Raw genomic sequence first — 11,937 nt, 5'->3', positions numbered from 1 at the left:
GTTTTTTAAAAGGTTAAACCCATTTTAAACATATATGATCTAGTTCCAGGGTTGTTGAAGTAGTCAAATCCCTGTCCATTACCATTACCAGTTAAACTAGTCTCAGGATCAACACCATTGTAATCAGTATCGATCCATAGATTTCTTCCTGTAAAAGTAAAGTATGCACTTTCGATTAATATATTTTCAAATAATTTCTTTGGTAATCTGTAAGAAAAAGAAAGTTCTCTTAATCTAATCCAACCGCCATCATCTACAAATTGTTCTCCTACTGATCCAAAGCCTCCAACATTAGAAGTCCAATAGTTGCGATCTCTTACAATGGCTATATTGTTTGGTGAACCATCAGGTAATAGTCCATCTAAAACTATTGGAGTTTCTTCCCTGGTATCAGCCGTTAATTGAGACCTTCCGAAGAAAGATAATGCCCATGCCGTACCATTCCAAACATCTCCCCCCTCTTTCCAGTCTAATAAGAAGCTAAGGGAAAAGTTTTTGTAGCTAAATGTGTTATTCCAACCCATTATAAAATCTGGGGTAGGATTACCTATAACACGTTGCTTATTATCTATACGTTGATAACCTGTATTTGGGTCTATCATAACAGCTCCACCTGGAATAGACAAGCTTGTGTCTGAAGCTGTACCAGCTTCTTCTCTTAGGTAGGCTCCTCCAACAATGGCTCCATAAGGTAAACCTTCAACTAAATAACTACCAGCAGTACCAAAACCAGCTAAGAATAATCTTTCTATTCCAGGGGCAAGTGTTTCTACAATAGTTTCGTTTTTACTCCAGTTAATCGTTGTATCCCAACTGAAATTTTCTGTAGAAATAGGTTTTGCGCCTAATGTAACTTCCCATCCATCACCTGTCATTGTACCAGCATTAACCCAAATATTTGTAAATCCTGATGAAGGGGCAAGTGATGCGTTTAAGATGGCATCCTCTGTTTTATTCTGAAAATAAGCAACGTCCAGGGTTAGTTTATTTCCAAAGAACCTCAAATCAACTCCATACTCTTTCGTAGTTGTTAATTCTGATTTTAAGTTACCATTACCAAGAATATTATTTTGTTCGAATGAAGTAAGTCCGTTAATAGGGAAATTTAGTCCATTACCCCAACCACCATTAATATTATCTCCATCACCTCCGCCATTTTGTGTATTTGTAGTAGAAGTTAAATATTCGAAAGGAGGTGGTGATCCAACCTGTGCCCAAGAAGCTCTTACTTTACCAAACGATAAAACATCGTTTTTAGGTAATACTTCTGTGAAGATAAAAGAACCCGATACAGAAGGATAGAAGAAGCTAATGTCAGAAGGATTATAATCTTTCACAGGTACACGTAATCTAGAATCATAATCTTGTCTTGCTGAAAAGTTAAGATAAGCCATTTTTTTCCATCCAATTTGGGAATTTATAAAAATACCAGTTGTTTTATATTTTACCAAATCTTCAGATGCTAAAATAGTTGACGCATTGCTAATATCTAAGAATCCTGGAAAAGCCAAGTTGTTTCCATCAATACTGTTAGTTTCTCTAGTATAGCTAAAGAAGTTAGTCCCTAGCATATAGTTGAATGAGAAATCACTAGAAAAATCAATGTCACCAGTAATAAAAGCATTCACATCAAATTGTCTGGTGAAATAATCATCTAATAGTATTCTACCGTTTCTATTTGCGTTGGAACCAATTTCAAATGATTGCTTTCTTTTATCGCTTGTAACATCAATACCAGCATTAAATCCAAAATTTAACCATTGACTATAATTGTAAGTTGTTTTGAAATTACCGAAAAACCTACTTACACCTTCGGTGCCAGGAATATTATTAGCAATCCAGTAAGGATTATCATAACCACCTCCACCACGGTAGCTTCTTTGAGATCTGTCTGCAAATTCATAAGCAGCAGTGTTATTTACAGCATCGGTAGTTCCTAAACCATTTGTGTTGTCAAAAGAAGCAGGAGTTCTATAAAGGCCCAATAATAAACCTGAAACATTTGAGCCTTGTTGTATTCTGTTGAAGTTTGATCTAGTAAAGTTCATGGCAGATTCAAAAGATAATTTATCATTAGCTTTCAAAGTACCACCAAGACTAAATGTTTGCCTTTTGTACATCTCATTCGGAACAATTCCTTTTTGTTCTAAGTCAGAAGCAGAGAATCTATAAGTAAGGTTTTGATTACTGCCTGATATTCCTATATTGTTTGTAATAGAAACACCAGTAGTAAAAAAGTCCTCACTATTGAGTTTATTGTAGTTATTGGCTGGTATTCCATTTCCTGATCCCTTAGGTACTAAAAAACCATTTCTATCCCACTTGTATACGCCATTTGAATCAAAAGCCGATAGGGCATAATTTCGAGTATTATCGTAAAATTGATTGTATTGAGGGTTTACAACAGCATTATAGTAATTGATGTCGTTAGAGTATTCCAATTCAGAAAGTTTTGGTCCCCAAGAACCAGATTGTCCAGTTTCGGGACCTATATAAATTGGATTTCCGTTCAGAACCCCTCCTTGAGCGTAGGTATCTTGTAATTTTGTTAATCTAGACACTCTATCGAAAGCTATTTGTGTACTTACATTTAACTTAAAGCTTTGACCTTTAGTACCCTTTTTAGTAGTAATAAGAACAACACCTGCAGAACCAGCAGTTCCATAAACGGCTGTTGCTGCAGCTCCTTTTAATACACTAATATTTTCAATATCTTCTGAATTTAAATCCATAAGTCTGTTCGAAGTAGCTGTACCAGCCGTGTTCGCTTGGGCGTTCAAAGTTTCGTTGTTTACCCTTACTCCATCAATAACGATGAGTGCTTGGTTGTTACCAACCATTGAGGTTGCACCTCTTATTACAATTCTTGATCCACCTCCTGCAGAGCCAGAAGCTCTAGTAATTTGTACACCAGATGATTTACCAGATAAAGCATCTAAAACGTTTGAAGCTCCTGATCTAGTAATAGTTTCAGCCTTAACTTCTTGCGTTGCGTATCCTACAGAACGTTTTTCTTTCTTTATACCAAAGGCTGTAACAACTACTTCATCAAGAATATTATCTCCTTTCATACTTACATTGATAGTGCTTGATGTTCCAACAGCTTTCTCTGTACTTTTCATTCCTACAAAACTAAAAACAAGAATATCACCTGCTTTAGCTTCAATTGAATAGTTTCCGTCAAAATCAGTTTCAGTACCTTGTGTTGTTCCTTTTTTTAAAACTGTAACCCCTGGAAGAGGGCCACTATCGTCTGAAACTGTACCTGAAATTGTTTTTTCTTGTGCATACGATATTTGCATGATTAATGCAAAGAGTAGCAATAGAAATCGATTGTACTTTGTTTTCATTCTATAAAATTATTTAAATTAGTTAGGGTTAAAATTCATAAATAAACGCTAAAAAAACAAGATAAAATTTAAAAAAAAGATATTTTTATTGTTTTTTTTATTATTTTAAGGTTGTTTTTTTGTGATTATAGGTATATTGTTGTTCTTATTGATAGCAGTGAGTTTCCATTAAAAAACTTTTGATTTTTATTACTTCCTAATACGTATTCGATACTTGTTAATGTATTATTCAAAAATTGTGAATAGCCTATTCCCATAGAAAAAATTGTGTTTTTTCTGTTATGCTTATATGTAGCAGTATCAAAAATGGTGTAAAGCAATTTATTTTTATTAATTAAGTGATTGTACTGTGTATTTACTATTCCGTATTTAGATGCTTCAATACTGTTTAGTAGAAATCCATGAATTGAATTAGAACCTCCAATTCTAAAAAGTTCGTTTTCTACGTAGGAGTCGGATATAAGGAAACCAGCTTCAAGTCCTACAGATACACTCTTTTTTTTTGAAAAATCATGAGTGTATTTTAATTTAGAGAGTAGTTTCATTTGATAATCTTTCTGATTGGCAGAATTCCTTGAGCCAAAAAATAAAGAGCTTTTGAAATAGGAATTGTTTGTAAAAATGGATTTTTTAGGTTTTAATAAGGTTTCAAAAGAAACACCAAGAAAGTGGCTTGAGAAAGAAGATATGTTTTTGGAATTCTGATTTAGGAGATAGGAAGATTTTGTTGAACTATAACAAAAGGAGTAAGAGGATTTGTAGGATGATTGATATGAAAGTTCTGAATAGACTTTCGAGGTAATAAAAGTTGAGTCTTGCTTGAAAATGTTAAAATTAATTTTGGGTGTTATGGGAGTATTGAACATAAAAGGATAATTAAGATTGATATTTAAAGAAGTATTGTTCTGATTGGATATCCAGTTGATTACGAAGTCTTCCCCTTTGTCCATTGTATTTAATAATTTTAATATCAGGTTACCGCTGACCTTCAATTTGTTTTTTGAAGGGATAGCAGATAAAAAACCATCAAAGCTACTTTGTTTTTTTTTACTGAGGTATAGAAAAAGAAAAGTAGAATCGTTGCTGAATAGAAATTCAGGTTTTTTGACTTCTCTTACAAAATTTAAAGTTTGTAATTGTTCAGAAATTAAATTTAGCTTCCTTTTATTGACGACCTTCTTTTTCTTAAGAAAAAGATAGTTTTTGAAGTAGGATTTAGGGAATTGTTGGTATCCTTTAACAACTACTTTGTTAATTGACCGAACGTTTTTTCTATGCGTTATTAACGTTGCATTTAAAGTGTCTTGTGTAATATTAATGTCTGTTAGTTTAATTTCAGTAAAAGATTCGCCTTTCGAATCTAATTCTTTTTTTTTGTGTTCAAGGTACTTTTTAAGTTGACAAAATTTTATTTGTATATACGCATTATCTCTTTTTATTTTTGCGACATTTATCTTCTTTCCCAATTGGAAGTAATAGGTAAAGGTAGAGTCTTGCTTGCTTAATTTATATGTAACCTTCAAGTAACCTTTCTTATTTAAGCTTTTTTTTATTTTTTTTACTTCAGAAAACACATTTTCTTTCGTTGAATGTCTTTTTTTGTAACTATAAGTATTAATGATATTTAAGTCTGGTTGAATATTGCTCGTAACTTGTAAAGTGAATTTTTGAGAAAACAAAATACAATGCATCGAAAGGAAAAGAATGGTTATTTGTTTAATTGTTTTTTGTATTAGAATTAGAAGTTAAAATACAATTAATTTAATGAATTAATAGCTTGATCAAAAATAACTTATTCGCATTTGAATAATAAGAAAATTATTGTACATTTGCGGACTCTTTAAGAAAAGAGAATTATTAAGTACAAACGAAAAATAGTAATTAATTAGTATGCCAACTATTCAACAATTAGTTCGTAAAGGAAGAGCCAAAATAACTAAGAAGAGTAAATCGGCTGCCTTGATGTCATGTCCTCAGAGACGTGGAGTTTGTACGCGTGTTTACACTACCACACCAAAAAAACCTAACTCAGCGATGCGTAAAGTAGCGCGTGTTAGATTAACTAATGGTAATGAAATCAACGCGTATATCCCAGGTGAAGGACATAATCTTCAAGAGCACTCGATAGTATTAGTTAGAGGTGGAAGGGTAAAAGATTTACCAGGTGTAAAATATCATATTGTACGTGGAGCATTAGATACTGCAGGAGTTGATGGAAGAACTCAGCGTAGGTCTAAGTATGGTGCAAAACGCCCAAAAGACAAAAAGTAAAATATAATTAGTAACTTTTTTAATGTAAAGACATGAGGAAAAGAAGAGCTAAAAAAAGAGTTTTGTTACCGGATCCAAGATTTAATGATCAGTTAGTAACACGTTTTGTGAATAACTTAATGTGGGACGGTAAAAAATCTGTAGCATTCAAAGTTTTTTACGATGCCATTGATATCGTAAACGAAAAGAAAACTGACGAGGAAAAGTCGGCTTTAGAAATATGGAAAGATGGTTTGTCAAATGTCATGCCACACGTAGAGGTTCGTTCTCGTCGTGTAGGAGGGGCTACATTTCAGATTCCAATGCAAATTCGTCCAGATCGTAAAGTGTCTATGGCGATAAAATGGATGATATCTTACGCAAGAAAGCGTAATGAAAAAACCATGGCGCAAAGATTAGCATCAGAGATTTTAGCGGCCGCTAAAGAAGAAGGTGCAGCAGTTAAGAAAAGAGTGGATACTCACAAGATGGCTGAAGCAAATAAAGCATTTTCACACTTTAGATTTTAATTATCATGAGTAGAAATTTAAAATACACAAGAAATATTGGTATTGCTGCGCACATTGATGCAGGGAAGACTACTACCACTGAGCGTATCCTTTTCTATACAGGAGTTTCGCATAAAATTGGAGAGGTTCATGATGGTGCTTCAACAATGGATTGGATGGAGCAAGAGGCGGAGAGAGGTATAACAATTACTTCTGCAGCTACAACTTGTACATGGCAGTTTCCTACGGAAAACGGAAAACCAACTGCTGATGCTAAAGGATATCATTTCAATATTATTGATACTCCGGGGCACGTTGATTTTACAGTTGAGGTAAATCGTTCTTTACGTGTATTAGACGGTTTAGTGTTTTTGTTTTCTGCAGTTGATGGTGTTGAGCCTCAATCAGAAACTAACTGGCGCTTAGCGGATAATTATAAGGTTCCTCGTATCGGTTTTGTTAATAAAATGGATCGTCAAGGAGCTAACTTTTTGGCTGTTTGTCAACAAGTAAAGGATATGTTAAAGTCAAACGCGGTGCCAATCGTTTTAAATATTGGTGATGAAGCTGACTTTAAGGGTATTGTTGATTTAGTAAAGAACCGTGCTATTGTATGGCATGATGATAACTATGGATCAACGTTTGATATCGTTGATATTCCTGAAGAATTAAAAGAGGAAGCAAGAGAGTTACGTGGTAAGTTAATCGAAGAGGTTGCTGCTTATGACGAAAACTTGTTAGAGAAATATATGGAAGATGAAGATTCTATTACTGAAGAAGAAGTGCATGCTGCACTTAGAGCTGCGGTAATGGACATGTCTATCATTCCTATGGTATGTGGATCTTCATTCAAAAATAAGGGAGTTCAGTTCTTATTAGATGCTGTATGTCGTTATTTACCTTCACCAGTAGATAGAGATAATATCATCGGAACGAACCCTAATACTGGTGACGAGGAAACTCGTAAGCCAGATGCAAAAGCACCATTTTCTGCTTTAGCGTTCAAAATTGCTACAGACCCTTTTGTAGGTCGTTTAGCATTCTTCCGTGCCTATTCGGGGCGTTTAGATGCTGGTTCTTATGTGTTAAATAATCGCTCTGGTAAAAAAGAACGTATATCACGTATTTATCAAATGCATTCTAATAAACAAAACGCTATTGAATATATTGAAGCAGGTGATATTGGAGCAGGTGTAGGTTTTAAAGACATTAAGACAGGTGATACTTTGTCTGATGAAAAGAACCCAATTGTTCTAGAATCTATGGATTTCCCAGATCCTGTAATTGGTATTGCTGTGGAGCCTAAAACAAAGGCAGATGTTGATAAATTAGGAATGTCATTAGCAAAATTAGCTGAGGAGGATCCTACCTTTACAGTTAGAACAGACGAGGCTTCAGGTCAAACTATTATTTCAGGTATGGGTGAATTACACCTTGATATCATCGTTGATCGTTTAAAGCGTGAGTTTAAAGTTGAAGTTAACGAAGGGCAACCGCAAGTTGAGTATAAAGAAGCTATCACAGCTTCTGCAGACCATAGAGAAGTTTACAAAAAACAATCTGGTGGTCGTGGTAAATTTGCTGACATTGTATTTACTATGGAACCTGCTGATGAAGGTACTCAAGGCTTACAATTTGAATCAATAATTAAGGGAGGTAATGTACCTAAAGAATTCGTTCCTTCAGTAGAAAAAGGATTCAAAGAGGCAATGAAAAATGGTCCTTTAGCGGGGTATGAAATGGATTCTATGAAGGTTACTTTAAAGGATGGTTCTTTTCACCCAGTAGATTCTGATCAATTATCATTTGAGCTAGCTGCTAAGATGGGATATAAAGCCGCTGCAAAAGCTGCAAGAGCGGTAATCATGGAGCCATTAATGAAGTTAGAGGTACTAACCCCTGAAGAAAATATGGGAGATATAGTAGGTGACTTAAACAGAAGAAGAGGACAGGTTAACGATATGAGTGATCGTGCTGGTTCTAAGGTGGTTAAAGCGATTGTTCCGTTATCTGAAATGTTTGGATATGTAACAGCTTTAAGAACAATGTCTTCTGGTAGAGCAACTTCTACCATGGAGTTTTCTCACTATGCAGAAACACCATCTAATATCGCGGAGGAAGTAATCGCTAATGCTAAAGGTTAATCAAAATGAGTCAAAAAATAAGAATAAAATTAAAATCTTACGATTACAACTTAGTAGATAAGTCTGCTGAGAAAATCGTAAAGACTGTAAAGAGTACCGGGGCAGTAGTAAACGGACCAATACCTTTACCAACACATAAAAAGATTTTTACTGTATTACGTTCGCCACACGTAAACAAAAAATCAAGAGAACAATTTCAATTATCTGCTTACAAGCGTTTGTTAGATATTTATAGTTCCTCTTCAAAAACTATTGATGCCTTAATGAAACTTGAATTACCAAGTGGAGTTGAAGTTGAAATAAAAGTATAACTAATTTATAACTTTCGGTTTAATTTTGTTAAATCGAAAGTTTTTTTTACTTTTGCGCACTGAATTGATGTTCTGTGCACAAAAAATAGACACTGAGTTATTAATTCAGTTAACATGTCCTGAGGGTTTCGCAAAGGAAAAACGGATTAACACTTACAAAGAGCAAGGTGTTATGCTCTTTTTTTTTTAGTGTATTCCAAGGGAGTATATGAAACTTTAGTTTCAAATAATTAATTATTAATTGACGCGCTGGATTTTAAATTTATCTATCGTCAGAAATCAAACAAATATGTCTGGGTTAATTGGAAGAAAAATAGGAATGACCAGCTTATTCGATGAAAATGGTAAAAATATACCATGTACTGTAATCGAAGCAGGTCCTTGCGTTGTTACCCAAGTCAGAACTGAAGAAGTGGATGGCTATAATGCACTACAATTAGGTTTCGATGACAAAAAAGAAAAAAGTTCTAACAAGGCTTTAGATGGTCACTTTAAAAAAGCAGGAACAACAGCCAAGCGAAGAGTTGTTGAGTTTCAGGATTTTGAGAGTGAGCATAAACTAGGTGACTTACTTACTGTTGAGTTGTTTACTGAGGGAGAATTCGTTGATGTTTCGGGTACTTCTAAAGGTAAAGGATTCCAAGGAGTTGTTAAGCGCCATGGATTTGCAGGGGTTGGGCAGGCTACACATGGTCAGCATAACCGTTTAAGAGCGCCTGGTTCTATTGGTGCAGCTTCATATCCTGCAAGAGTATTCAAAGGAATGCGTATGGCAGGCCGTATGGGGAATGATAAAGTTAAAGTTCAAAATTTAAGAGTGTTAAAAGTAGTGCCAGAAAAGAATCTTTTAGTTGTAAAAGGAGCTGTTCCAGGTCATAAGAACTCTTATGTAACTATCGAAAAATAATGAAAGTAGCAGTATTAGATATTACAGGTAAAGATACTGGTAGAAAAGTTGAACTTTCTAGCGAAGTATTCGGAATAGAGCCAAACGATCACGCTATCTATTTAGATGTAAAGCAATATTTGGCAAACCAAAGACAAGGTACTCATAAGGCTAAGGAAAGAGGTGAGATTACTGGTAGTACAAGAAAGATTAAAAAACAAAAAGGAACAGGTACGGCACGTGCGGGAAGTATTAAGTCTCCTGTTTTTAGAGGTGGAGGTCGTATTTTCGGTCCAAGACCAAGAAACTATTCTTTCAAATTAAATAAAAACTTAAAGCGTTTAGCTCGCAAATCAGCTTTAAGTATTCAAGCAAACGATAATAATTTAGTTGTTGTTGAAGATTTCAATTTTGAAGCTCCAAAAACAAAGGAATTTATTAATGTGTTAAAGGCTTTAGAATTGGATGCTAAGAAATCTTTATTTGTTTTAGGAAATGAAAACAAAAATGTATACTTATCGTCTCGTAATTTGAAAAATTCTAAAGTTGTTGATGCTACAGGGATTAATACATATAGTGTTCTTAACGCTAATAAAATTGTAATCTCTGAAAGCTCTTTAGAAGGAATTGAATCTAATTTAAGTAAATAGGGAAAGAAATGAGTATTTTAATAAAACCTATTATTACGGAAAAAGCGACAAAAGATAGCGAAATATTTAATCGTTATGCTTTCGTTGTAAATAAGCAAGCTAACAAGTTAGAAATCAAAGGTGCTGTAGAATCTACTTACGGTGTAGCAGTGAAATCTGTTAGAACTTTAATTCAACCAGCTGAAAGGAAAACTAAATATACCAAAAAAGGTTTAGTTACAGGATTAACAAGTGGATATAAAAAGGCCATTGTGCAATTAGCAGATGGTGAAGTAATTGATTTTTATAACAATATTTAAGACAATTTAGAATGTCAGTTAGAAAATTAAAACCAATAACACCAGGTCAGCGTTTTAGAGTTGTAAATGGGTTCGACACCATTACTACTGATAAGCCGGAGAAATCTTTAATAGCTTCGAAAAAACGATCTGGAGGTCGAAACAATCAGGGAAGAATGACAACCCGTAACATTGGAGGTGGTCATAAAAAGAAATATCGTATTATCGATTTTAAGAGAGATAAAGACGGTGTGCCTGCTACAGTAAAAACTATCGAATACGATCCAAATCGTACTGCTTTTATTGCTTTGGTAGTTTATGCTGATGGAGAAAAACGATATGTAATTGCTCAAAATGGATTAAAAGTGGGGCAAACTATTGTTTCTGGTAAAGAAGCATCCCCAGACCTAGGTAATGCAATGTATTTGAGTGATATTCCTTTAGGAACTACTATTTCATGTATTGAATTACGTCCAGGGCAAGGCGCTGTTATGGCTCGTTCTGCAGGATCTTTTGCTCAATTAATGGCAAGAGATGGGAAATATGCAACGGTTAAGTTGCCTTCAGGTGAAACAAGATTAATTCTATTAACTTGTAAAGCTACCATTGGGGTAGTATCTAATTCTGATCATCAATTAATTGTATCAGGTAAGGCTGGTAGAAGCAGATGGTTAGGAAGAAGACCAAGAACCAATGCAGTAAGAATGAACCCTGTTGATCATCCAATGGGTGGTGGTGAAGGACGTTCTTCGGGAGGACATCCAAGATCTAGAAACGGTATTCCAGCTAAAGGATTTAAGACTAGATCTAAAACTAAAGCTAGTAATAAGTATATCATAGAACGTAGAAAGAAATAATAAGTCATGGCAAGATCATTAAAAAAAGGACCTTACGTTCACTATAAATTAGAGAAAAAAGTTTTAGCTAACGTTGAAGCTGGAAGCAAATCAGTTATAAAAACTTGGTCTAGAGCAAGTATGATTACTCCTGACTTCGTTGGGCAAACAATTGCCGTTCATAACGGTCGTCAATTTGTTCCAGTATACGTTACTGAAAACATGGTAGGTCATAAATTAGGAGAATTTTCACCAACACGTTCATTTAGAGGACATGCCGGTGCAAAAAATAAAGGTAAAAAATAAGTAGGAAATTATGGGAAGTCGTAAAAAAAACATGGCAACGCAGTTAAAAGAAGCTAAAAAGCAAAGAGCTTTTGCTAAGCTTACTAACTGTCCTACATCACCAAGAAAAATGCGTTTAGTGGCGGATTTAGTAAGAGGAGTTGAGGTTGAAAAAGCTTTACAAATTTTAAAGTTTAGTCCTAAGGAAGCATCTCGTAACCTAGAAAAGTTATTACTATCAGCAATTGCTAACTGGCAAGCTAAGAATGAAGATGCTAGTATTGAGGATGCTGGTTTATTCGTAAAGACTATTTTCGTTGATAGTGCAGGAATGTTAAAAAGATTAAGACCTGCTCCACAAGGGCGTGCTCATAGAATTAGAAAACGTTCTAATCACGTTACCTTAGAGTTAGGAAGTAAAAATAAAAGTAATTAATC

12 protein-coding genes are annotated in these 11,937 nt (G+C 34.5%); 10 read left to right on the top strand and 2 right to left on the bottom strand.

Features of this window, described 5'->3' with window-relative positions:
• Window positions 1-5 precede the first annotated feature (5 nt).
• Together AC2GW8_RS05970 and AC2GW8_RS05965 are read right to left on the bottom strand one after the other, a co-directional pair.
• Window positions 6-3,350, bottom strand: coding sequence for a SusC/RagA family TonB-linked outer membrane protein (locus tag AC2GW8_RS05970; RefSeq protein WP_440881858.1), 3,345 nt, complete (start codon window positions 3,348-3,350; stop codon window positions 6-8).
• Between the two features lie 125 nt (window positions 3,351-3,475).
• A complete protein-coding gene (locus tag AC2GW8_RS05965) occupies window positions 3,476-5,041 on the bottom strand; it encodes a BamA/TamA family outer membrane protein (RefSeq protein WP_440881857.1) in 1,566 nt (521 codons plus the stop codon).
• A 199-nt stretch (window positions 5,042-5,240) separates the two neighbouring features.
• Between AC2GW8_RS05965 and rpsL the strand changes: the two genes are divergently transcribed.
• From rpsL to rplV, 10 genes are all read left to right on the top strand, one after another.
• The gene (gene rpsL, locus AC2GW8_RS05960; RefSeq protein WP_408032894.1) at window positions 5,241-5,621 is read left to right on the top strand and encodes a 30S ribosomal protein S12; all 381 of its coding nucleotides are present in this window, start codon (window positions 5,241-5,243) and stop codon (window positions 5,619-5,621) included.
• Window positions 5,622-5,653: 32 nt separating this feature from the next.
• On the top strand, window positions 5,654-6,130 hold the full coding sequence (gene rpsG, locus AC2GW8_RS05955) for a 30S ribosomal protein S7 (RefSeq protein WP_348704348.1): 477 nt from the start codon (window positions 5,654-5,656) through the stop codon (window positions 6,128-6,130).
• A gap of 5 nt (window positions 6,131-6,135) precedes the next feature.
• Entirely contained in the window at window positions 6,136-8,253 is a 2,118-nt protein-coding gene (gene fusA / locus AC2GW8_RS05950) for an elongation factor G (RefSeq protein ID WP_440881856.1), read from the top strand.
• A gap of 5 nt (window positions 8,254-8,258) precedes the next feature.
• Window positions 8,259-8,564 carry a 30S ribosomal protein S10 gene (gene rpsJ / locus AC2GW8_RS05945; RefSeq protein WP_075342599.1) on the top strand — a complete coding sequence of 102 codons (306 nt, stop codon included), beginning with the start codon at window positions 8,259-8,261 and terminating at the stop codon, window positions 8,562-8,564.
• 289 nt (window positions 8,565-8,853) lie between these two features.
• Window positions 8,854-9,471 carry a 50S ribosomal protein L3 gene (rplC, locus tag AC2GW8_RS05940; protein ID WP_440881855.1) on the top strand — a complete coding sequence of 206 codons (618 nt, stop codon included), beginning with the start codon at window positions 8,854-8,856 and terminating at the stop codon, window positions 9,469-9,471.
• Window positions 9,471-10,100, top strand: coding sequence for a 50S ribosomal protein L4 (gene rplD / locus AC2GW8_RS05935; protein WP_440881854.1), 630 nt, complete (start codon window positions 9,471-9,473; stop codon window positions 10,098-10,100). Before rplC ends, rplD begins: the two co-directional genes overlap by 1 nt.
• An 8-nt stretch (window positions 10,101-10,108) precedes the next feature.
• Window positions 10,109-10,399, top strand: coding sequence for a 50S ribosomal protein L23 (gene rplW, locus AC2GW8_RS05930; RefSeq protein ID WP_440881853.1), 291 nt, complete (start codon window positions 10,109-10,111; stop codon window positions 10,397-10,399).
• 11 nt (window positions 10,400-10,410) lie between these two features.
• Window positions 10,411-11,235, top strand: coding sequence for a 50S ribosomal protein L2 (gene rplB / locus AC2GW8_RS05925; RefSeq protein WP_440881852.1), 825 nt, complete (start codon window positions 10,411-10,413; stop codon window positions 11,233-11,235).
• Between the two features lie 6 nt (window positions 11,236-11,241).
• Window positions 11,242-11,520, top strand: coding sequence for a 30S ribosomal protein S19 (rpsS, locus tag AC2GW8_RS05920; RefSeq protein ID WP_028890729.1), 279 nt, complete (start codon window positions 11,242-11,244; stop codon window positions 11,518-11,520).
• A gap of 10 nt (window positions 11,521-11,530) precedes the next feature.
• The gene (gene rplV / locus AC2GW8_RS05915; protein WP_440881851.1) at window positions 11,531-11,935 is read left to right on the top strand and encodes a 50S ribosomal protein L22; all 405 of its coding nucleotides are present in this window, start codon (window positions 11,531-11,533) and stop codon (window positions 11,933-11,935) included.
• Window positions 11,936-11,937 lie beyond the last annotated feature (2 nt).

Source organism: Tenacibaculum profundi (genome assembly GCF_057162725.1).
Note: the sequence above shows the minus strand (reverse complement) of the source record. Positions and strands in the feature narration are given on the sequence as shown.